Below are 20,793 nucleotides of genomic sequence, written 5' to 3'. Positions count from 1 at the left end.
CTTGCAGGTAATCCGGGACGCACCAATTGCAGCCCAGAGTAGCCGGTATTGGAGTTCCAAACGGGGGTCTCATGCAGTCAGGCTTGTCGCGCGCCCTGCGCCTCGGCCAGATCGGCGGCGTGCCGATGGTGGTCGCGATCGTCACGGGGGCGCTTGCCGGAGCCGCTTTGGGGGCGGCTCCCCAGGTCATTTCGCAGAAGGATCGTGAATTCAAGCCCGCGGAGATCTCGATCAAGCGCGGCGAGGCTTTACGGTTCATTAACGATGACGGCGAGCTGCTCCATCACGCTTATTTGAGCACCGATGCCTTCAGTTTCGACTCCGGCGACCAGCAGCCCGGCAGCAAGTTCGACGTCGCCTTCACGGTGCCCGGCGACTACACCGTGCTGTGCGGCATCCATCCGAAGATGAAGCTCGCCGTCCACGTCGCCAAATAGCTGTGGTCTACAAGACCGACGTCTTGAACAGCGCGGCGTGGCCGAAATAGTAGACGAATAATGTCAGCGACAGCGCGGCACAGAGCGCGACCGGGGCAAGCCACGGCGCGCGGCGATCGCGCGGCAACACCTTGTTGTCGGCGGCAATCGCAATCAGCACGGCGATGATCGCCGAGTGTCCGATCGTGTCGATCTTGCCGAACTCGAAGCACGCGCTGATGAACATTCCCGTCAGCACGGCGGCAGCGCAGCGGCGGATCAACGGCGTCCAGATCAGGGCAAAGGCGAGCGTGAACTCCACCATGCCCGCGGCGCGCATATAGAACTCATTGTCGAAGCCCAACGTCATCGAGGCGTGCTCGATCAGGAGCGGGAAGCTCCATTCCGGATAAGCCCATTTCTCGATCGAGGCCCACATCAAGGTCACCGCCGCGGCGTACCGCATCACGTCGATCGGCCGGATCCCGAACAGATCCTTGTTCAGTCCGATCAGCGCAAAATAGGCGGCAACGCCGAGAAAAATCGGGTAGTCGGCGAGATGAAAAATGCCGTAGCCGCGGACGCCGATCCCGAACAGGATCACCATGCCGACGGCCGACAGCGGCAGCGTGCGCCGCGACAGCATCCCGGCGGCGATCGCAAGTTGCAATGCGCCCACATACGGCGACGTCGTCTTCAACTCGGGCGTCAGCAGGATCCCGCCCACAGCCCAGATCGAGATGAAGAAGAACGCGGCCACCGCGCGCATCATCAGCTCGGTGCGCAGCCGCAGCGGCTCGGTGATGCGGTCGAGCACCCGGATCGTCGCATCACCCAGCGACGTCGGCTCGATCAGGCAGCCTGCGAACAGCCAGAACACGGCGACGCCGAGCAGCAGTTCAAAATCGAGGCAAAGGACGTTCTCGAGTCCGCGGGGCTGGCCGGCGACATCGTAAGCGCAGAACCATTTGACATGTGCCTCGGCACTGCGCGCGGCTACGACGCAAAACAAAACCGCTGCAAGGCACGTGGCGAAAAATGAGCGTACAGCCGAGCCGGCATCGCGCTCCCGCCCACTAAACATTGAACCAACCGCCCGCACACACTTTAAGGACTTGTTCAACTTATATCAAATTTTACGGTTACGCCCGTCTGCAACAGCTCTCGGTTGCATTGTGGTTAATCGTGGCGCGCGCGCCCCAGCCTGTCCTCGAGTGCCGCTTTTCCGGCCGGTTCCATCGAATTTTAGGCAATTCCGGCACGGGCGCTCAATTCAACTGTCGTAGTGAAATCCGGACAAATCGGATCGGGAGGCCGGTTAGATGTTCGGAGTGCTGAGTGCCGTCAGTATCGGGGTGGGGTCCGCCCTCGCCTATGTGACGAAATCGTCCCTGTCGCGGACGGAAACCCTCGAGACCTGCGCGGGCGCCTGCCTGATCGTCGGGCTTGGCCTCCTGGGCGCCGCGCTGCCGCACCTCGCCTGACGAGTCTCGTTCGCCGGCCTTGTGACCCTCGAGCCGCTTACCTTTTGGGCTCGCGCTCAGCGCGGCAGTTTGGGAATCCCGGCCACCGGCGGGTCGGTGGCGGTCAGGGTTTGCAGGAAGGCGATCAAATCCTTCTTCTCGTCCGCGGTCAGCGACAGCGGCTTGATGTCGGGCGATCGGCTCGGCCGTTCGATCCCGCCTCTGTTGTAGAGCTCGATGACATCTTCCAGCGTCGCGACTGATCCGTCGTGCATGTAGGGCGCCCGGCGCGCGACGTCGCGCAAGGTCGGGGTCTTGAACGCATATTTCAGCTTCGCCGAGGTCGGAAAGTAGCGGCCGCGGCCGATGTCGTGGCCCTTGGCGGTGCCGATATCCTGGAAGGACCCGTCGGAGAAGGACGGGCCGCTGTGGCAGGACGAACAACGTCCCTTGCCGTTGAACAGATCGAATCCCTGCTTGGCTGATGCGCTGATCGCGCTCTCATCACCCTTGATCCAGCGGTCGAACGGCGCCTCGCCCGCAACGATGGAGCGCTCGAAGGTCGCAAGCGACTGTTCGATCCTCGGCCGCGTGATTGCGCCGTCGCCGAACGCGCGAGCAAACGCATCGACATAGCCTGATATCGCCGACAGACGCGCGATCAATTCCGGCTCGGTCATGTTCAGGTTCGCGGGGCTCAGGATCGGCCCGAACGCGACGGATTCGAGATCCCTGAACTTGCCGTCCCACCCCAGCGGCTCGAAGAAGGCCACGTCGATCAGCGTCGGCGAACGGATCGGCAGCCCCTTCGGATCCTCGCCGATGGCGCGTGGAAGGCCGTCGGCCCAGGACAGGCTCGGCTTGTGGCAGCTCGCGCAGGCATGCGTCTTCGACCGCGACAGCAGCGGATCGAAGAACAACATCTGCCCAAGCGCGGATTTCGCCTCCGAATAGGGATTGCTGCTCGGGAAGGGCACGACGTCCGGCCGGCGATAGCTTGCACGAATGGCCGCAGGGTCGCGCGGCTCCGTCGCCGGGGTCAGGGCAAGCGACAGCCCGACCGGCAAGACTGCTGCGAGCAAGGTCAGGCTGACCCAAAGCCTCATCGGGGTCCTCAGACGGTATCCTGCTCGGTATATGCCGAAGCATGTTCAACGAAGTTTTAACGCTCGGTTGCGGGCAACTACGGATGCCGGGCGATGGTCCTGGACCATGCCGGCATATTCCCATCAACGTGATTACGATCAATCCGCGCAACGATCGAGCTGCACAACCTGTAGCGGCTGCGTGCGGCTATTTCTTCACCGGACGCAGCGGCGCGGAGAACTGCTCGGTGCGATCGCGCTCGGTCATGTCGACGACGGTGTCCATCGGCGCGGTCAGCTCGTAGACGTAGGAAACGTCGGTGAAGTAGCGCTTCGCGGTGCCGCCGAGCGCTTCCGGCGCAACGCGGTCGAGCAGGATCAGGCCGAAGTCGCTGTCCGCCCGCCGCGTCGCCTGGCTGGTGTTGAACTCTTCCCAGCGGAAATGGAAGATCGCCTCCGCATCCTCGCCGACCACCTCCCAATTGGCGACGATATGCGGATGCTTGCCGACCAGCGACAGGCCCTCGTCGGAATGCGAGGCGAGCTCGAAGAACAACAGCGACAGCGATTGCGCGGCGCGGGCGCTGACCGTGATGTCAGGACCGTTCACCGCGATCCGCTCGGCATGCGGAATCGCGCGCGCTTCGAACAGGCCCTTCAGCTTGACGCCCTGCCACTGGCTCTCGCTGAGCAGCGTGACGACATTCGACATCGCGTGGATGCGCCCGATCAGGAGCTCGCGCGCGACGTCGATGTCGGCGCCGTGCCGCAGCGTGCGGGTCACGATCGACTGGATCACGGCGAGGATGTTCTTGACCCGGTGATTGAGCTCGTCAATCACGGCGGTCAGCCGGCGCTCGAAGCCGATCCGGACCTCGATCTCGCGGCTGAGGCGCAGATTGTTGTAGGCGACATAGCCGAACAAACCGCAGACGATGCCGGTCAGCGCGAGGCCGATCGCCGCGACGATGGTCGCGGTCTGCTGCGCGCGCACGGTCGCGTTGCTCTTGGCGTAGTAGTCGAGCGACCAGTCGCGGCCGCCGAAGGTGACCGTGCGGACCATCGATGGCGTCGGCCCGTCCTGGCGCACCGCGCGCGAGGTGACGATGCCCTGCTCATTGGCGGTGAACTCGTCGTTGGAATCGCGCGGATCCTTCAGCGCCACCGCGAACAGCGAGGAATCGTCGTTGGTCAGCATCAGCGACGACAGCTCGTAAGAAAACGTGATGAAGCCGGCCGGCTCGGAGGCGCCTTCCTGGAACACCGGCGCGGCGAGCACGACCCCGACCGGACCGTTCTGCCGCAGCAGCGGCACCGGGTCCGAGGCCACCGGCTTGGCGTTGGCCATCGCTTTCGCCAGCATCGGGCCGACCACTGAGTGGCGGTCGAAGGCGCGGCCCGGGATGCTCAGGGTCTCCGGGTTGCGCGGCTCGACATCCATCAGCACGTTGATCGGCTTGTCGAGCGCCTTGATGTCGAGCGCCTGATCGTCGAAATCGCGGATCGAGGGATTGGTGAAGCCGGCGGCCTTCAGCTCCGCTTCCGCCGCGGTCAGCTCGTTCGGCTTGAGCCGCGCGATCCAGGCGGCGACGACGAAGTCGGTCTTGAAGGCGTAGATCGCCGAGCGCAACGGCTGCAGCATGTTGGCCTTGACCATCGACGGCGTCCGGAACAGGCCCGAAGCGACCCGCGCCAGCAGCTCGCGCTCGGTCAGGCGGTCCTGCACAAGGCTGGCATGGACGTCGATCGCCCGCGCCAGCGCGATGCCGTCGATCGCGAGCTCCTGGTCGTGCACCCGATAGGCCGCGAGACCGGAGAGCAGGACTCCGATCAGCGCAATCAAGGCAACGATGAAGCCCAGTCGAACCACACGCTTACTCGGCAATCAGGGGGTGGCGAAAGGGGACTGAAGGCATCTGGCTTCTGCGGGAGCGGCGACTAGTCAGGATGCGAAGAACGCCAGCCGCAAAGGAATATGGAATAGCGATCATCGGTACGCAACAGGAGCCGGTCGGCAACATTAACGACGACGCCACCCGGCGGTCTTTGGCGGCGCCAAAGGTTGCTAATCGTCAAAGTTGGAATTTGTTCCGGCGATAGCGCAGCTTTTTTGCGGCGAAGTGTTAGGGAGCGGAGCAAGCGGTACCCCTCTCCCCAACCCTTCCCCGCGGGGTACCGCTTGCTCGTTGAAAGAACAAACCGATCACCCGCCACAATGATTAACGGCCGGTCGCCTTGCCCTTCGCCTGTGACCGCAGACCACCCTTGGTCTCGATGAAACTGATGATGCGGTCGAGGCCGTTGCTTGTCTTCAGATTGGTCATCACGAAGGGCCGCTCGCCGCGCATCCGCCTGGCGTCGGTATCCATCTTCTCAAGCGACGCACCGACATGGGGCGCGAGGTCGATCTTGTTGATCACCAGCAGGTCGGAGCGCGTGATGCCGGGGCCGCCCTTGGACGGGATCTTGTCGCCGGCGGCGACGTCGATGACGTAGATCGTGAGATCCGCCAATTCCGGCGAGAAGGTCGCCGCCAGATTGTCGCCGCCGGATTCGATCAGGACAAGGTCGAGGTCGGGGAATTTGGCCCGCATGTCGGCGACCGCGGCGAGGTTCATCGAGGCGTCCTCGCGGATCGCGGTGTGCGGGCAGCCGCCGGTCTCGACGCCGGCGATGCGGTCCGGCGTCAGCGAGCCGGAGCGCACCAGGAACTCGGCATCCCATTTGGTGTAGATGTCATTGGTGATCGCCGCGATGTCGTAGCGCTCGCGCATCGACTTGCAGAGCAAATCCATCAGCGCGGTCTTGCCGGAGCCGACCGGACCGCCGACGCCGACCCGCAGCGGGCCGTGAGAAGTGGGCATGTGAACAGCTCTCTCTTATTGTCGTCCCGGCGAAGGCCGGGACCCATTACCACCGAACTCGATTGTTGCGACATGCTGGGGCCCCAGCCCCGCATAACCACACAAGCCGGTGGTTATGGGTCCCTGCTTTCGCAGGGACGACGGGTGGAAAGTGTCGCGCCTCATGACCTGAACAGCCGCGTATATTGCGTCTCGTGACGCAGGCTGGCGAGGTCGGCGCGGAAGGTCGCGCTGCCGAGATCGTCAAGCGTCGCCATGTCGGCCCGTGCTGCGGTCGCGGCAACGACCGGCTCGAGATCGGCCAGCACGCGCTGGCTGTCGGTCTGCCCGAGCGGGATCAGTCGGCTGCCTGCGGAAATCCAGTTCGAGACCACGGCGTGCAGGAAGGCATGCAGCGACGGCGCCAGGCGGATGCCGTGCGCGGCGCTGACGATACCGACCGCGACCGGATAGACGATCACGCCGTCGCAGGCCGCGATCATGGTGTCGAGACCGGGTGAATTCCAGGCGGCGCGGGCGATCTCGATGAAGGCGCGTCCCTGCGTCGTGGTTTCGAGCTGGCGCTCGCGCGACGGCACGAAGGCAGCGGCAAGCTCGGCGATCGCCTTCAGGGCGGCAGGATCAGGGCCAGACGCCGCGCGAAAACTCTGCGCGAGGAACACGGCGTCGCAAAAGCCGCTGCCGTCGCTCAGCATTGCGGAGAGCCAGCCGCGCAGCGAAGCGGCATCGGTGATATTGCCGGCCTCGACCGCCCATTCGAGGCCGCTGGAATAGGCGAACGCACCGACCGGAAAAGACGGCGACAGCCACGTCATCAGCCGGTACAGCGCGGCCGCCTCATCTTCCGCCATCCCGCCGCGCATCGCGGCGGGATCAGGCTCATTTGTGGTCATGAGCATGGGAGTGGTCGTGGTGATGATGGGCATGCCCGCAATGCTCATCATGGTGATGGTGATGGTGGTGGTCGTGATCATGCCCGTGATCATGGTGATATCCATCACCGTGGTGATGTGCATGATCGTTGTGGTGACCATGATCGTGCGCCTGACTATGAGCATGATCGTGGCCGGCATGAACATGCGCGTGCGCCTCGGCCTGCGCATGCTCGGCATAGGCGCCGCCCTCGGGATCGAACGGCGCTTCGATCTCGATGATTCGGGCCCCCAACCCCTTCACCATTGCCTCGATCACGTGATCCCTGCGGATGCGCAGGCCCTTCGGCATGATCTGCGTCGGCAGATGGCGGTTGCCGAGATGCCAGGCGACCCGGATCAGATGATGCGGATCGCTGCCGCGGATTTCCACGAGCGGCTCGGGGGCTGCGACCACCTCGACGAGGCGCCCGTCCTCGAGTACCAGCGCATCGCCGCCGCGCAGCGCGACCGCGTTCTCGAGGTCGAGCAGGAATTCGAGCCCGCGCGTCCCGGTCATAGCCATGCGCCGCCGGTGCCGGTCGTCGAAATCGAGCACGACGGTGTCGGCGGCGGCTTCCTTGAAGCGATGCTGTCCCAGAACCTTGGTTGCGCGGATCATCGATGCCTCAGAGCTTCTGGACCTTGCCGTCGCTGATGATCTCGATCACCGTCGGCCCGGTCTTCATGTCCGCGGAATATTCGCGCCACACCTTCATGTGCGGCGCCTTGCTGTGCGCGGTCAGGTCGTCGCGGGTTTCCCAGCGCTCGACCACAACATACAGATTGGGATCGTTGACGCTGACATGGCCCTCATAGGAGAGGCAGCCCTTCTCCTTGTGGGTCTCGACGATGCAGGCCTTGTGCCCCTTGATGAAGTCGTCCCTGTTCTCCGGCTTCATCGGCGTGGTGGCGATCACATAGATCATAGAATTGCTCCCGTTGTTGTTCTTGCTTAGCGGACGTCGACCTTCTCGGGCGTGATCACCTCGATCTTCGGCGGCGCGGACATGCACTTCACGGCGACCCGGCCGAAGGTCTTCATGTGCTCGGCGGCACGATGCGGCACCAGCGCCTCGGCGTTTTCCCACTGCTCGACGAACACCATCTTGCTGTGGTCGGTGACGCTCTCATGCAGATCGTAGGCGATGTTGCCGGGCTCCTTGCGGGTTTCCTTGATGCAGGCCGTCGCCGCGGCGATGAATTCGGCGCGGGTTTCGGGCTTGATGGTCAGCGTGGCAACGACGTAAATCACGGAAATTCCTCCCGGTTTTCTTTTCTAGGTGAGATACCGGGGTGGGTTTTAGAACATAAAATAGCGCTGTGCCATGGGTAGCACCTCGGCCGGCGCGCAGGTCAGGAGTTCGCCGTCTGCGCGTACCTCATAGGTCTCCGGATCGACTTCGATCTTGGGCGTCGCGTCGTTGTGGATCATGCTCTTCTTGGAGATCTTTCCGCGGGTATTCTGCACCGCGTAGAGCTTCTTGCTGATGCCGAGCTTGCGGGCGAGGCCGCCGGTGACCGCAGCCTTCGAGGTGAACACCACCGAGGACGCGGTCAGCGACTTGCCGAAGGCGGCGAACATCGGCTGGTAATGCACCGGCTGCGGCGTCGGGATCGAGGCATTCGGATCGCCCATCGGCGCTGCCACGATCGAGCCGCCCTTGATGATGCAGTCCGGCTTGACGCCGAAGAACGCCGGCGACCACAGCACGAGGTCGGCCATCTTGCCCTTCTCGACCGAGCCGATCAGCTTCGACACGCCATGCGCGATCGCGGGGTTGATGGTGTATTTGGCGATGTAGCGCTTGACGCGGAAATTGTCGTTGTCGTTGCCCTTGTCCTGCGGCAGCGCACCGCGCTGTTTCTTCATCTTGTCCGCGGTCTGCCAGGTGCGGATGATCACTTCGCCGAGCCGGCCCATCGCCTGGGAATCCGACGAGATCATCGAGAGCGCGCCGAGATCGTGCAGGATGTCCTCGGCGGCGATGGTCTCCTTGCGGATCCGGCTTTCGGCGAAGGCCAGGTCTTCCGCGATCGATGGATCGAGGTGATGGCACACCATCAGCATGTCCAGATGCTCGTCGATGGTGTTGCGGGTGAACGGCCGGGTCGGGTTGGTCGAGGACGGCAGCACGTTCTTCAGGCCGGCAACCTTGATGATATCGGGCGCATGTCCGCCGCCGGCGCCCTCGGTGTGGAAGGCATGGATGGTGCGGCCCTTGAACGCCTCGATCGTATCCTCGACGAAACCGGATTCGTTCAGCGTGTCCGAATGCAGCATCACCTGGACGTCGTAATCGTCCGCAACCGAGAGGCAGGTGTCGATCGCTGATGGCGTGGTGCCCCAGTCCTCATGCAGCTTCAGCGCGCAGGCGCCGGCCTTGACCATCTCGACCAGCGCCGCCGGACGCGAGGCATTGCCCTTGCCCGAGATGCCGAGATTGACCGGGAAGGCGTCGAACGACTGGATCATCCGCCCCATGTGCCATGGACCGGGCGTGCAGGTGGTCGCGAAGGTGCCGTGCGACGGGCCGGTGCCGCCGCCGAGCAGCGAGGTGACGCCCGCCATCAGCGCGTGCTCGATCTGTTGCGGGCAGATGAAATGGATGTGGCAGTCGAATCCGCCCGCGGTGAGGATCTTGCCCTCGCCCGCGATCACGTCGGTGCCGGGACCGACGATGATGGTGACGTTGGGCTGGATGTCGGGATTGCCGGCCTTGCCGATCGCGGCGATCATGCCCTCCTTGATCGCGACGTCGGCCTTGACGATGCCCCAGTGATCGACGATCAGCGCATTGGTTATAACGGTGTCGGCCGCGCCCTGCGCGTTGGTCACCTGCGATTGCCCCATGCCGTCGCGGATCACCTTGCCGCCGCCGAACTTCACCTCCTCGCCATAGGTGGTGAGATCCTTCTCGACCTCGATGATCAGATCGGTGTCGGCCAGCCGCACCTTGTCGCCGGTGGTCGGGCCGAACATGTCGGCATAGACGGAACGCTTGATCTTCACGGACATATCAGCCCCCAGTTTCAGCCAGCGCGGCCCTGGCGCGCGCCATGGTGTCATCGAAAATGCGATCGAGCCGCGGATTGATCCCCCGGCAGCCGGCAACGACCTTGTCGGCCCAGGCCGCATAGTCGGCGAGATCGGCGCGCTCATCCTTGCTCGGATGCGGCACGATCCGGGCGCCGATATTGCTGACCTTGTCGGCGGTCTTGATCAGCTTTGCGTCGGACGATTTGTGCGGAGCGTCATCGATCTGCTTTTCCCGCCGCTCGGCCTTCGGCAGGCTCATGTCGTCGGTGCACTCGACCACGAGATTGGCAACGCGCTCACTGAACTTTTGCGCGAGCTCCTCGCGGGTGGTCTCGGTGTCCTCGATGGTGTCGTGCAGCCACCCTGCCGCCACCAGCTCGGCATCGGCGCCATCGGTTACGTGCGCGAGCAGATTTGCGACCTCGGCGAGATGATTGATATAGGGCTCATTTCCCCGCCCCTTGCGGGCCGTGCCGTTGTGACGGCGGGCGGCAAGTTCGGCAGCTTCGGAGACCATGCGAATTGCAGGAAGCATCGGTTATACGACTCCCGCTTGGTCGCAGTTGCTATTGGCGGGAGATCGCGAAACGACGCTTTTCAGCGCCCGGGGCTTACCCCTCTCCCCAACCCTCCCCCGCAAGGGGGGAGGGAGCCTGACCAGAGTGCTCACCTCACGCATCTCCATGGCTCACGGCGCGTTGAATCCGAATCACAGCTTCCCCTTCACCTCGGCGCGAAAGCCGTGGATCACGCGCTTGCCGGCGAGGGCGACGAGCTGGACGTCGCGGGTCTGGCCGGGCTCGAAGCGGACGGCGGTGCCGGCGGCGATGTCGAGGCGCATGCCGCGGGCGCGTCTGCGGTCGAACTTCAGCGCCGGGTTGGTTTCGAAGAAATGGTAGTGCGAGCCGACCTGGATCGGGCGGTCGCCGGTGTTGGCGACCGACAGCGTCACGGTCTTGCGGCCGGCATTGAGCTCGATCTCGCCGTCCTTGATGAAGAGTTCACCGGGGATCATTTCTCTCTCCTGTCATTCCGGGGCATGCGAAGCGTGCACTATGATGTGCTCTGCACATCTGAGAATCTCGATCAACAATCTCTGGAGTCCGGGTTCGGCCTTCGGCCGCCCCGGAATGGCGGTTCGTGGCTAGCGGATCGGCTCGTGCACGGTGACGAGCTTGGTGCCGTCGGGGAATGTCGCCTCGACCTGGATGTCGTGGATCATCTCAGGGATGCCGTCCATCACCTGCGCGCGGGTCAGGACCTTGGCGCCGGCCTGCATCAGATCGGCGACCGTGCGCCCATCACGCGCGCCCTCGACGATGAAATCGGTGATCAGCGCAATGGCCTCGGGATGGTTCAGCTTGACGCCACGCTCGAGCCGGCGGCGCGCCACCATGGCGGCCATCGAAACCAGGAGCTTGTCCTTTTCGCGGGGAGACAAATTCATGCGAGCACTCTGATCGTTCTGAAAGGATTAGTTGAGCCACAGGCCTTTAGTTAAGCCAGAGTCTTGGCAGCGGGACGATGGAGGCGCGGCCGAGCACCGCCATCATGTCGGCGCGCAGCCGGGCCGCATCTTGGGCACAGAAGCGCGCCATTGCAAAGCCATTCCAGGCGGAGATGCCGACCTCGCCGCCAAAGCTTTCCGACGCCTCGCGGATGCGCGCGACCAGCGCCTCGTCGCCGGGCACGATCAGCGCGGTGCCGATCGCGCATCCCCCATTGGCAATCGCGGGCCGTGTCAGCTTCGCGCCGATCTCGCCGTCGAGCCTGATGGTCTCGGCAAACACCAGCCGGCCGCCGCGCCGCACCCGCCAGCGGTCGACGAATTCGCCGTGGCGCATGGTCTCGCCCATCGCGGCGCGGCCGAACACCACGATCTCGCAGAGCAAAAACGAGGCGTGCTCGGCAAGATCGATGTCGAAGCTGCGATGGATGCGCGCGCGATCGAACAGGATGGTCTCCTGCGGCAGCCAGGAGAGATGCGCACCGTCCGCAACGCTGAGCGAGATATCAAGCCGCGCCGCGGCGCCGGGCGCGCGATAGACCTTCTCAGCGGCTGCCGTGGTCAGCGTCAGGCGGGCGCCCTCGCCGGCGGAGATGCCGATGTCGAAGCGGTCCCCGCCAGCAATGCCGCCGGCGGTGTTGACGAACATGGCGGAGAGGCCGTCATCTTCCGGTGACGGAAAGCGGACGCGCAGCGAGCCTGACTCGTGCAGGTCGCCGCGGCGGGTCGCGCCGTCCTTGCGATGCACCGCGAACCGCACCACTCCCTGGGCGCGGTTTGCCGCAAACGTCGCCGCTGCCGCGCCTGCGATCCCGCTCCGCATTCCCCCGACGCTCCCTTCGCACGCCACGAAGGGCGGCGTTACATCCTGTTCACAGCGCCATCTGGCGGCTGATCTCGGCGGGATCGAGGCTTGCGCGGTCGCAGGCATATTTCACCGCACCCCGGTCCATCACGGCAAAACTGTCGCCGAGTTCGCAGGCAAAGTCGAGATATTGTTCGACCAGCACGATGGCGATGTTGCCGAGGTTGCGCAGATAGGAGATGGCGCGGCCGATATCCTTGATGATCGAGGGCTGGATGCCCTCGGTCGGCTCGTCGAGCAGCAGCAGTTTTGGCCGCATCACCAGCGCGCGGCCGATCGCAAGCTGCTGCTGCTGGCCGCCGGAGAGATCGCCGCCGCGGCGGCCCAGCATGGTCTCGAGCACCGGAAACAGCGAGAACACGTCGTCGGGGATGTTGCGATCCTCTCGCTTCAGCGGGCCGAAGCCGGTCTTCAGATTCTCTTCCACCGTCAGCAGCGGGAAGATCTCGCGACCCTGCGGCACGAAGCCGATGCCGCGCCGCGCCCGCTCATAGGGCTTCAGCGCGGTGATGTCCTTGCCGTCGAAATTGATCGCGCCGGAGGCGATCGGATACTGGCCGACCATGGCGCGCAGCAGCGAGGTCTTGCCGACGCCGTTGCGGCCGAGCACGCAGGTGACTTTGCCGGGCTCGGCGGTCAGCGACACGCCGCGCAGCGCCTGCGCCGCGCCGTAATAGAGATTGATGTTGTCGACCTTCAGCATCGCTAGCGCCCCAGATACACTTCGACCACCCGCTCGTTCGACGACACCTGGTCGATCGAACCTTCGGCGAGCACCGAGCCTTCGTGCAGGCAGGTCACCTTGACGCCGAGCTCGCGCACGAAGGTCATGTCGTGCTCGACCACCATGATGGTGTGGTTCTTGTTGATCTCTTTCAGCAGCTCCGCGGTCAGATGGGTCTCGACGTCGGTCATCCCGGCGACCGGCTCGTCGACCAGCAGCACCTTGGGGTCCTGCGCCAGCAGCATGCCGATCTCGAGCCACTGCTTCTGGCCGTGCGACAGGCTGCCGGCGAGGCGGTTGCGCGCCTCGGTCAGGCGGATGGTCTCGAGCACCTTGTCGATCCGCTCGGACTCGGCCTTGCTGCCGCGCCAGAACAGCGTGCCGCGCACGGAATGATCGACATTGAGCGCGAGCAGCAGATTGTCCTGTATGGTCTGGCTCTCGAACACCGTCGGCTTCTGGAATTTCCGGCCGATGCCGAGCTCGGCGATGCGGGTTTCATCGAGCCTCGTCAGGTCGACGGTGCCATCGAACAGCACGGTGCCCTCGTCCGGCTTGGTCTTGCCGGTGATGATGTCCATCATCGTGGTCTTGCCGGCGCCGTTCGGGCCGATGATGGCGCGCATCTCGCCGGGCGCGAGCGTCAGCGACAGATTGTTGATGGCGTGGAAGCCGTCGAACGAGACGTGCACGCCGTCGAGATACAGCATGGCGGAGGTGGCGCGGGTATCCATGACGTTCATCGGTCTACTCCGCCGGGTTCGGTGCGCCGACGCCGTCTTCGCGCGCGGCACTCGCCTCGTCGGCTGCGATCCCCGCGCCGCGCCGCGTCTCACGCCAGCTGTTGAAGGTGCCGACGATGCCCTTTGGCAAGAGCAGTGTGACCAGGATGAACAGCGCGCCCAGCATGAACAGCCAGTACGGCGCCAGCGGCCCCGAGGTGAAGAACGTCTTGGCGTAGTTGACGACGACGGCGCCGAGCGCCGCCCCGATCAGCGTGCCGCGTCCGCCGACCGCGACCCAGATCACCGCCTCGATCGAGTTGGCCGGCGCGAACTCGCTCGGATTGATGATGCCGACCTGCGGCACATAGAGCGCGCCGGCGACGCCGGCCATGCAGGCCGACAGCGTGAACACGAACAGCTTGTAGGATTCGACGCGGTAGCCGAGGAAACGGGTGCGGCTTTCGGCATCGCGCACCGCGATCAGCACCTTGCCGAGCTTCGAGGTCACGATCGCGCGGCAGATCAGGAACGCGATGATCAGGGCCACGCAGCTCAGCAGGAATAGCGCGGCGCGAGTGCCTTCGGCCTGCACGTTGAAGCCGAGGATGTCCTTGAAATCGGTCAGGCCGTTGTTGCCGCCGAAGCCGAAATCGTTGCGGAAGAACGCCAGCAGCAGCGCGTAGGTCATCGCCTGCGTGATGATCGACAGATAGACGCCGGTGACGCGCGAGCGGAAGGCGAGCCAGCCGAAGCAGAAGGCGAGCAGGCCCGGCACCAAGAGCACCATCAGCGCCGCAAAGGCGAACTTGTCGAAGCCGTACCAGTACCAGGGCAGCTTGTCCCAGTTCAGGAACACCATGAAGTCGGGCAGGATCGGGTTGCCGTAGACACCGCGGCTGCCGATCTGGCGCATCAGGTACATACCCATCGCGTAGCCGCCGAGCGCGAAGAATGCTCCATGACCAAGCGAAAGAATCCCGCAATAGCCCCAGATCAGATCGATCGAGAGCGCAAGGATGGCGTAGCAGACATACTTGCCCCACAGCGCCACCAGATAGGTCGGCACCTGGAACATCGAGCCCTGCGGCAGCAGCAGGTTCGACAGCGGGATCAGCACGCCGACCGCGGCGACGAGCAGGACGAACGCGGTCGCTGCGCGGTCGAGCGAGCGGGTCAGGATGTGCGGTGTCATGCTTCCACCGCCCGGCCCTTGAGCGCGAACAGGCCGCGCGGCCGCTTCTGGATGAACAGGATGATCAAGACCAGGATCGCGATCTTGCCGAGCACCGCGCCGGCCACCGGCTCCAGGAACTTGTTGGCGATACCGAGCGTGAAGGCGCCGACCAGCGTGCCCCAGAGATTGCCGACGCCGCCGAACACCACGACCATGAATGAGTCGATGATGTAGCTCTGGCCGAGATTCGGGCTGACATTGTCGATCTGCGACAGCGCCACGCCGGCGATGCCGGCGATGCCCGAGCCGAGCCCGAAGGTCAGCGCGTCGACGCGCGAGGTCGCGATCCCCATCGAGGCCGCCATGCGGCGGTTCTGCGTCACCGCACGCATCTCAAGCCCGAGCGCGGTGTAGCGCAGCATCGCGAGCAGGATCGCGAACACCGCGAGCGTGAAGCAGAGGATCCAGAGCCGGTTATAGGTGATGGTGATCTGGCCGAGCTCGAAGGCGCCGCTCATCCAGGAGGGATTGCCGACCTCGCGGTTGGTCGGGCCGAACGCGGTGCGCACCGCCTGCTGCAGCACCAGCGACAGCCCCCAGGTCGCAAGCAATGTCTCCAGCGGGCGGCCGTAGAGGAAGCGGATGATGGTGCGCTCGATCAGGACGCCGATGAAGCCGGCGACCAGGAACGCGAGCGGCACGGCGATCAGCAGCGAATAGTCGAACAACGCCGGATAACGGGTCCGGATCACCTCCTGCACCACGAAGGTGGTGTAGGCCCCGAGCATCACCATCTCGCCATGCGCCATGTTGATGACGCCCATCACGCCGAAGGTGATGGCCAGGCCGATCGCGGCGAGCAGCAGCACCGAGCCGAGCGACAGGCCGTACCAGGCGTTCTGCACCATCGACCACATCGCCAGATTGCTCTGGATCGAGGACACCGCGCTGGCGGCGGCCTTGGCGACCAGCGGCGGCTGATCGCCGAGCCCGGTGAGCAGCGCCAGCGCCTCCTGGTCGCCGCGCGCCTTGACCACGGCGATCGCATCGAGCTTGTCGCTGTCTGTCGCATCCGACTTGAACAGGATGATGGCGGCGCGGGCCTCGGCGAAGGCCTGCTTGATCGGCTTGACGCTCTCCTTGGCGAGCGCGCTCTCCACCGTCGGCAGCAAATTCTCTTCGTGACTCCTGAACACCGATTGCGCCGCGCCGAGCCGCTTGGCCGGATCCGGCGACAGCAGCGTCAGGCCGCCGAGCGCGGCCTCGACGGTGCGGCGCAGGCGGTTGTTGAGCCGGACGGCGGCGGCGTTGTCGGGCAGCTTGTCGACGGCGGCACCCGTGGCGGCGTCGACGATCTTGCCGTCGGTCTGGGTGATGAAGACCTTCTTGCTGTCGGGATCGGCCGACAGCCGGCCGTCCTGCAGCGCGCTGATGATGGGCGAGGCCAGCGCATTGCCCGATGCGGCGATCTCGCCGATCGCGACCTCGGTGTCGGAGAACTCGTCATTGGCGAATTTGGCGACCGAATCCTCGAACGGGCCGGCCAGCGCCGGCACAGCAAGGCAGCTCAGCAGCAGGATCGAGAGACAAAGCGCACGAAAGCGATCAATACAAATGGCAAACACGTCAGAACCCCGGCAGGAGTGGGAGGAGAAGGCGGCGAGCGGTGCCGCCTTCTCCAGTGTTGGAAGGTTGTGTTGTGTCGTTGATCAGCTCAGGAGCTTACGAGCCTTTCAGCTCAAGAGCCCTGGCCGCCGCACTTGTTGGTCTTGGTGTTGTAATTGCCGCACTTCTTGCCGACCCAATCGCCGATCAGGTCCTTGGAGCCTTCAAGCTCCTTCGACCAGGCGTCGCCGGCCACCAGGCCCGGGGTCTTCCAGACCACGTCGAACTGGCCGTTGCCCTTGATCTCGCCGATGAACACCGGCTTGGTGATGTGGTGGTTGGGCAGCATCTTCGACATGCCGCCGGTCAGGTTCGGCGCCTCGGTGCCCGGGAGCGCGTCGATCACCTTGTCCGGATCGGTCGACTTCACCTTCTCGACCGCCTTCACCCACATGTTGAAGCCGATGTAGTGCGCTTCCATCGGATCGTTGGTCACGCGCTTCGGATTCTTGGTGTAGGCCTGCCACTCCTTGATGAACTTCTCGTTCGCCGGGGTCTTGATCGACTCGAAGTAGTTCCAGGCGGCGAGATGGCCGAGCAGCGGCTTGGTGTCGATGCCGGCGAGTTCTTCTTCGCCGACCGAGAACGCGACCACCGGAATGTCGGTCGCCTTGATGCCCTGGTTGCCGAGCTCCTTGTAGAACGGAACGTTGGCGTCGCCGTTGATGGTGGAGACCACGGCGGTCTTCTTGCCGGCCGAGCCGAACTTCTTGATGTCGGCGACGATGGTCTGCCAGTCGGAGTGACCGAACGGCGTGTAGTTGATCATGATGTCGTCCTGGGCGACGCCCTTGGACTTCAGATAGGCTTCCAGGATCTTGTTGGTGGTGCGCGGATAGACGTAGTCGGTGCCGGCCAGCACCCAGCGCTTCACCTTCTCTTCCTTCATCAGATAGTCGACCGCGGGGATCGCCTGCTGGTTCGGCGCCGCGCCGGTGTAGAACACGTTGCGCTCGGACTCCTCGCCCTCATACTGCACCGGATAGAACAGGATGTTGTTCAGCTCCTTGAACACCGGCAGCACGGACTTGCGCGACACCGAGGTCCAGCAGCCGAACACGACCGCAACCTTGTCCTTGGTGATCAGCTCGCGGGCTTTTTCGGCGAACAGCGGCCAGTTCGAGGCGGGATCGACCACGACGGGCTCGAGCTTCTTGCCAAGCACGCCGCCCTTCTTGTTCTGCTCGTCGATCAGGAAAAGGATCGTGTCCTTCAGCGTGGTTTCGCTGATGGCCATGGTGCCCGACAGCGAGTGAAGGATACCGACCTTGATGGTGTCGTCGGCCGCTTGCGCGGGCGCGAAGGGCGAGGACGCAGCCAGGCCCAAAACCAGGCCGGCCGTCGCCGCGAGCGCGCGGCGGCGGGTCATCGTCGCTATTCCGTGAGTAAGCTGAGTAAGCATGAAATGTCGTCTCCCTGACGCAGGCGTGAACGCTTGCGAAACGGCCGCATGGCCGCCTGCGGTTAAGGGAATCGCAAGAACTGTGCCACGGTGCGGAGGCACCGCAAGCTGATGAACCAGCTGGATAATTTCACGAGTTCCGGGCAAATACGGAAATCGATTGCATAAACATTGTGCCGCCAAATTGACTGCTGAAAGAGCAGTCAGATTATTTTATAAGCAAACTAGCCATTTTGGCTAAATTTCCGGCACAGTTTTGTGACAGTTTGCGCGCCGGCTCGACGCACTCCGGGCGCCAATCGGGGCGATATCATTCCGAACCCGGCGATATCATCTTGAAACCGCCCAGTTCCTGGTCCATATCCTCGCCATGCCCGCGACATCGCGGTGCCTTCGCGAGCTGCGTGTTCAAGCTGCCCCAAGCGGCTTCTGGCTCGCCTTTCAGCTAACCCAGCTTGACGCCCCAGACACGCGGGTGTCCCCGAATGCCTTCATACGATTCCGGCCGGTCACGGCTGGACGATGACGGCTTTTATGGAAAGAACCACCTTTTGACCTCCTTTCAGGATTTCGGCCTCGCCGATCCCATCGCCCGCGCGCTTCGAGAAGAAAACTATCTCACGCCGACCCCTATCCAGGCCCAGACCATCCCGCTCGCCCTTGCCGGCCGCGACGTCGTCGGCATCGCCCAGACCGGTACCGGCAAGACCGCGTCCTTCGCGCTGCCGATCCTGCACCGGCTGCTGGAGAACCGCGTCCGCCCGCAGCCCAAGAGTTGCCGCGTGCTGGTGCTCTCGCCGACCCGCGAACTGTCCGGGCAGATCCTCGACAGCTTCAACACCTATGGCCGCCACATCCGACTGTCCTCGGCGCTCGCCATCGGCGGGGTGCCGATGGGCCGCCAGATCCGTGCCGTGATGCAGGGCGTCGAGGTGATGGTCGCCACCCCCGGCCGCCTGCTCGACCTCGTGCAGAGCAACGGGTTGAGGCTCAACCAGGTCGAGTTCCTGGTGCTTGATGAAGCCGACCGCATGCTCGACATGGGCTTCATCAACGACATCCGGAAAATCGTCGCCAAGCTGCCCGTCCGGCGCCAGACGCTGTTCTTCTCGGCCACCATGCCGAAGGACATCGCCGAACTCGCCGAAGCGATGCTGCGCGACCCCGCCCGGGTGGCCGTGACGCCGGTCGCCTCGACCGTGGATCGCATCGCCCAGCGCGCGATCCAGGTCGATTTCGCCGCCAAACCGGCGGTTTTGGCCCAGCTCCTGAAGCAGGAACCGGTCAACCGCGCCCTGGTGTTCACCCGCACCAAGCACGGCGCCGACAAGGTGGTGAAAAGCCTTGCCAAGGCCGGCATCGAGGCCAATGCAATCCACGGCAACAAGTCGCAGAATCACCGCGAGCGCACGCTGGCGGCGTTCCGCTCCGGCGAGATCCGCACCCTGGTGGCGACCGATATCGCCGCCCGCGGCATCGACGTCGACGGCGTCAGCCACGTCGTGAACTTCGACCTGCCCAACATCCCCGAGACCTATGTCCACCGCATCGGCCGTACCGCGCGTGCCGGCGCCGACGGGGTCGCGATCTCGCTGGTCGCCGGCGCCGAGGAGATGGGCTATTTGCGCGATATCGAGCGGCTGATCCGGATTACGGTGCCGCGGGAAGACCGCCGCACCCAAGGCGGCTCCTCCGGGGGCCGCGAGGCCGCCGCGCCCGCCCAGGCCACCCATCCGCACCGCGGCGGCCGTTCCGCGCCGCGCGCCCATAATGTTCGTGGGAATGAGGCTGCTCCGGGCACAAAAGGCCCTCGCCGCCGCCGCCGTCGGGGTGGTAATAATGGCGCGCCGCAGACGAACCGGGGCGAGTCGCCGCGTCCGTCGCAGGCCGGCAACAGCGAAGGCATCCAGGGCGTCGCCTTCTTGCATCGCGAGAGCCGGCCTAGTCCGCAACCCAACCGCAACAACCGACCGAAGCACTAGCCGTCGCTCGATCTGGAGAACCATATGGCTAAGGAAGAGCTGATCCAGTTCGAAGGACTGGTGACCGAAATCCTCCCCGACGCCCGTTACCGGGTGCAACTCGACGCCGGACACGAGATCGTCGCCTACACCGCCGGCAAGATGAAGAAAAATCGCATCAAGACGCTGGCCGGCGACCGCGTGACGATCGAAATGTCGCCCTACGATCTCGAAAAGGGCCGCCTGATCTTCCGTCACAAGGACGAACGTCCGAGCGGCGCGCCCGGCGGCCCGCCGCGGGGCGGAGCCCAGCGCGGCGGCCAGTTCCGCCGCCGATAGCGGACTTTGCAACCGCTGCGGGCATGACGTGCCGATGTCCTGCGCAGCAATTGGCCGGCGACCGCGCCGGCCAAAAAATCGCGCACGTCAGGATTGTTTTGAGCCCTTCTATCGAATAATATCCTACCCATCGATTTTCGGCCGGACGACATTAGCCAATACCGGTACAGCCGGTTCAGACGCTGACGACCCTTCCAAAAATTCGATCTCACCACCCCGCCGATCAGCGGGTCTTGAACTTGTATATCTGAGAAGGGACTACCCACGTGAGCATGGGAACCGTGAAGTGGTTTAACGCGACCAAGGGCTACGGCTTCATCCAGCCGGATGAAGGCGGGAACGACGTGTTCGTGCACATCAGTGCAGTCGAGCGCGCCGGCCTTGGCACTCTGCGTGAAGGCCAGAAGATCTCCTACGAGATCGTTGCTGACCGCCGTTCCGGCAAATCCTCGGCCGACAATCTGCGCGCCGCCGGATAAGCCGATTTTCCGGGAGCGCCAAGCTCCGGGAAATTGTCGTTAAAGCATCAAGGGCCGCACCTTCGGGGGCGGCCCTTTTTGTTTGGATATCGAGGTCGTTTGAATCGCCGCGCTGCGGCCGCAGCCTGGAAGCCTTTTCGTTCCGATAGAATCGGAACGGGCTCTCGATTCTT

General features: G+C 64.3%; 23 protein-coding genes. 5 read left to right on the top strand and 18 right to left on the bottom strand.

The features are described 5' to 3' along the window. Positions 1 to 71 precede the first annotated feature (71 nt). A complete protein-coding gene (locus ACVINW_RS15400; protein WP_456752083.1) occupies positions 72 to 437 on the top strand; it encodes a methylamine utilization protein in 366 nt (121 codons plus the stop codon). Between the two features lie 7 nt (positions 438 to 444). On the opposite strand, the gene ACVINW_RS15395 is transcribed toward ACVINW_RS15400, so the two are convergent. Next, positions 445 to 1,428, bottom strand: coding sequence for a hypothetical protein (locus ACVINW_RS15395; RefSeq protein WP_456752082.1), 984 nt, complete (start codon positions 1,426 to 1,428; stop codon positions 445 to 447). Between the two features lie 310 nt (positions 1,429 to 1,738). Here ACVINW_RS15395 and ACVINW_RS15390 point away from each other — a divergent pair, with 310 nt between their 5' ends. Beyond that, complete coding sequence (locus ACVINW_RS15390; RefSeq protein WP_456752081.1) at positions 1,739 to 1,900, top strand: hypothetical protein; 162 nt, start codon at positions 1,739 to 1,741, stop codon at positions 1,898 to 1,900. A gap of 56 nt (positions 1,901 to 1,956) precedes the next feature. Here ACVINW_RS15390 and ACVINW_RS15385 read toward each other — a convergent pair whose 3' ends face one another. From ACVINW_RS15385 to urtA, 17 genes are all read right to left on the bottom strand, one after another. Then, entirely contained in the window at positions 1,957 to 2,985 is a 1,029-nt protein-coding gene (locus ACVINW_RS15385) for a cytochrome-c peroxidase (RefSeq protein WP_456752080.1), read from the bottom strand. 187 nt (positions 2,986 to 3,172) lie between these two features. After that, positions 3,173 to 4,834 carry a CHASE domain-containing protein gene (locus ACVINW_RS15380; RefSeq protein ID WP_456752079.1) on the bottom strand — a complete coding sequence of 554 codons (1,662 nt, stop codon included), beginning with the start codon at positions 4,832 to 4,834 and terminating at the stop codon, positions 3,173 to 3,175. A 349-nt stretch (positions 4,835 to 5,183) separates the two neighbouring features. Continuing rightward, positions 5,184 to 5,828, bottom strand: coding sequence for an urease accessory protein UreG (gene ureG, locus ACVINW_RS15375; protein ID WP_456752078.1), 645 nt, complete (start codon positions 5,826 to 5,828; stop codon positions 5,184 to 5,186). 161 nt (positions 5,829 to 5,989) lie between these two features. Next, positions 5,990 to 6,727, bottom strand: a complete 738-nt coding sequence (locus ACVINW_RS15370) for an urease accessory protein UreF (protein WP_456756402.1) — start codon at positions 6,725 to 6,727, stop codon at positions 5,990 to 5,992. Further along, on the bottom strand, positions 6,708 to 7,361 hold the full coding sequence (locus ACVINW_RS15365; protein ID WP_456752077.1) for an urease accessory protein UreE: 654 nt from the start codon (positions 7,359 to 7,361) through the stop codon (positions 6,708 to 6,710). The genes ACVINW_RS15370 and ACVINW_RS15365 overlap by 20 nt, the downstream gene beginning before the upstream one ends. A 7-nt stretch (positions 7,362 to 7,368) precedes the next feature. Next, positions 7,369 to 7,668, bottom strand: coding sequence for a putative quinol monooxygenase (locus ACVINW_RS15360; RefSeq protein WP_456752076.1), 300 nt, complete (start codon positions 7,666 to 7,668; stop codon positions 7,369 to 7,371). 26 nt (positions 7,669 to 7,694) lie between these two features. Beyond that, a complete protein-coding gene (locus tag ACVINW_RS15355) occupies positions 7,695 to 7,994 on the bottom strand; it encodes a putative quinol monooxygenase (protein ID WP_456752075.1) in 300 nt (99 codons plus the stop codon). Between the two features lie 48 nt (positions 7,995 to 8,042). Beyond that, positions 8,043 to 9,758, bottom strand: a complete 1,716-nt coding sequence (gene ureC / locus ACVINW_RS15350) for an urease subunit alpha (protein WP_456752074.1) — start codon at positions 9,756 to 9,758, stop codon at positions 8,043 to 8,045. A 1-nt stretch (position 9,759) separates the two neighbouring features. Continuing rightward, positions 9,760 to 10,314: an HD domain-containing protein gene (locus ACVINW_RS15345; protein WP_456752073.1), complete on the bottom strand. Its 555-nt coding sequence runs from the start codon at positions 10,312 to 10,314 to the stop codon at positions 9,760 to 9,762. A gap of 174 nt (positions 10,315 to 10,488) precedes the next feature. After that, positions 10,489 to 10,794, bottom strand: a complete 306-nt coding sequence (locus tag ACVINW_RS15340) for an urease subunit beta (protein ID WP_050405365.1) — start codon at positions 10,792 to 10,794, stop codon at positions 10,489 to 10,491. A gap of 129 nt (positions 10,795 to 10,923) precedes the next feature. Further along, positions 10,924 to 11,226 (bottom strand): urease subunit gamma, encoded by a 303-nt coding sequence (locus ACVINW_RS15335; RefSeq protein ID WP_176528888.1) that lies wholly within the window; start codon positions 11,224 to 11,226, stop codon positions 10,924 to 10,926. Positions 11,227 to 11,272: 46 nt separating this feature from the next. After that, entirely contained in the window at positions 11,273 to 12,109 is an 837-nt protein-coding gene (locus tag ACVINW_RS15330; protein ID WP_456752072.1) for an urease accessory protein UreD, read from the bottom strand. A 49-nt stretch (positions 12,110 to 12,158) separates the two neighbouring features. Further along, complete coding sequence (gene urtE, locus ACVINW_RS15325) at positions 12,159 to 12,854, bottom strand: urea ABC transporter ATP-binding subunit UrtE (RefSeq protein WP_069279334.1); 696 nt, start codon at positions 12,852 to 12,854, stop codon at positions 12,159 to 12,161. 2 nt (positions 12,855 to 12,856) lie between these two features. Further along, positions 12,857 to 13,618 carry an urea ABC transporter ATP-binding protein UrtD gene (urtD, locus tag ACVINW_RS15320; RefSeq protein ID WP_456752071.1) on the bottom strand — a complete coding sequence of 254 codons (762 nt, stop codon included), beginning with the start codon at positions 13,616 to 13,618 and terminating at the stop codon, positions 12,857 to 12,859. Between the two features lie 4 nt (positions 13,619 to 13,622). Beyond that, entirely contained in the window at positions 13,623 to 14,792 is a 1,170-nt protein-coding gene (urtC, locus tag ACVINW_RS15315; protein WP_456752070.1) for an urea ABC transporter permease subunit UrtC, read from the bottom strand. Beyond that, a complete protein-coding gene (urtB, locus tag ACVINW_RS15310; RefSeq protein WP_456756401.1) occupies positions 14,789 to 16,384 on the bottom strand; it encodes an urea ABC transporter permease subunit UrtB in 1,596 nt (531 codons plus the stop codon). The genes urtC and urtB overlap by 4 nt, the downstream gene beginning before the upstream one ends. Before the next feature lie 128 nt (positions 16,385 to 16,512). After that, positions 16,513 to 17,841, bottom strand: coding sequence for an urea ABC transporter substrate-binding protein (gene urtA / locus ACVINW_RS15305; RefSeq protein WP_456752069.1), 1,329 nt, complete (start codon positions 17,839 to 17,841; stop codon positions 16,513 to 16,515). 551 nt (positions 17,842 to 18,392) lie between these two features. On the opposite strand from urtA, the gene ACVINW_RS15300 reads away from it, so the two are divergent. From ACVINW_RS15300 to ACVINW_RS15290, 3 genes are all read left to right on the top strand, one after another. Further along, on the top strand, positions 18,393 to 19,823 hold the full coding sequence (locus ACVINW_RS15300; protein WP_456752068.1) for a DEAD/DEAH box helicase: 1,431 nt from the start codon (positions 18,393 to 18,395) through the stop codon (positions 19,821 to 19,823). A 24-nt stretch (positions 19,824 to 19,847) separates the two neighbouring features. Then, the gene (gene infA, locus ACVINW_RS15295; protein WP_016842649.1) at positions 19,848 to 20,141 is read left to right on the top strand and encodes a translation initiation factor IF-1; all 294 of its coding nucleotides are present in this window, start codon (positions 19,848 to 19,850) and stop codon (positions 20,139 to 20,141) included. Between the two features lie 266 nt (positions 20,142 to 20,407). Then, complete coding sequence (locus ACVINW_RS15290) at positions 20,408 to 20,620, top strand: cold-shock protein (RefSeq protein WP_016842648.1); 213 nt, start codon at positions 20,408 to 20,410, stop codon at positions 20,618 to 20,620. The last annotated feature ends 173 nt before the right edge of the window (positions 20,621 to 20,793 follow it).

The sequence above is a fragment of the Bradyrhizobium sp. USDA 4461 genome (assembly GCF_054055655.1).
The sequence above is the reverse complement of the archived record's forward strand: the minus strand, read 5'-3'. Positions and strand labels throughout refer to the sequence as shown.

Excerpts from the sequence above, each read along its gene's own strand:
- ACVINW_RS15400 (WP_456752083.1), top strand. The coding sequence starts at position 72 with ATGCAGTCAGGCTTGTCGCGCGCCCTGCGCCTCGGCCAGATCGGCGGC.
- ACVINW_RS15340 (WP_050405365.1), bottom strand. The coding sequence starts at position 10,794 with ATGATCCCCGGTGAACTCTTCATCAAGGACGGCGAGATCGAGCTCAAT.
- urtD (WP_456752071.1), bottom strand. The coding sequence starts at position 13,618 with ATGAACGTCATGGATACCCGCGCCACCTCCGCCATGCTGTATCTCGAC.
- urtA (WP_456752069.1), bottom strand. The coding sequence starts at position 17,841 with ATGCTTACTCAGCTTACTCACGGAATAGCGACGATGACCCGCCGCCGC.
- ACVINW_RS15365 (WP_456752077.1), bottom strand. The coding sequence starts at position 7,361 with ATGATCCGCGCAACCAAGGTTCTGGGACAGCATCGCTTCAAGGAAGCC.
- ACVINW_RS15385 (WP_456752080.1), bottom strand. The coding sequence starts at position 2,985 with ATGAGGCTTTGGGTCAGCCTGACCTTGCTCGCAGCAGTCTTGCCGGTC.
- ureC (WP_456752074.1), bottom strand. The coding sequence starts at position 9,758 with ATGTCCGTGAAGATCAAGCGTTCCGTCTATGCCGACATGTTCGGCCCG.
- urtC (WP_456752070.1), bottom strand. The coding sequence starts at position 14,792 with ATGACACCGCACATCCTGACCCGCTCGCTCGACCGCGCAGCGACCGCG.
- ACVINW_RS15335 (WP_176528888.1), bottom strand. The coding sequence starts at position 11,226 with ATGAATTTGTCTCCCCGCGAAAAGGACAAGCTCCTGGTTTCGATGGCC.
- ACVINW_RS15390 (WP_456752081.1), top strand. The coding sequence starts at position 1,739 with ATGTTCGGAGTGCTGAGTGCCGTCAGTATCGGGGTGGGGTCCGCCCTC.
- ACVINW_RS15330 (WP_456752072.1), bottom strand. The coding sequence starts at position 12,109 with ATGCGGAGCGGGATCGCAGGCGCGGCAGCGGCGACGTTTGCGGCAAAC.
- ACVINW_RS15370 (WP_456756402.1), bottom strand. The coding sequence starts at position 6,727 with ATGCTCATGACCACAAATGAGCCTGATCCCGCCGCGATGCGCGGCGGG.
- ACVINW_RS15345 (WP_456752073.1), bottom strand. The coding sequence starts at position 10,314 with ATGCTTCCTGCAATTCGCATGGTCTCCGAAGCTGCCGAACTTGCCGCC.
- ureG (WP_456752078.1), bottom strand. The coding sequence starts at position 5,828 with ATGCCCACTTCTCACGGCCCGCTGCGGGTCGGCGTCGGCGGTCCGGTC.
- infA (WP_016842649.1), top strand. The coding sequence starts at position 19,848 with ATGGCTAAGGAAGAGCTGATCCAGTTCGAAGGACTGGTGACCGAAATC.
- ACVINW_RS15360 (WP_456752076.1), bottom strand. The coding sequence starts at position 7,668 with ATGATCTATGTGATCGCCACCACGCCGATGAAGCCGGAGAACAGGGAC.
- urtE (WP_069279334.1), bottom strand. The coding sequence starts at position 12,854 with ATGCTGAAGGTCGACAACATCAATCTCTATTACGGCGCGGCGCAGGCG.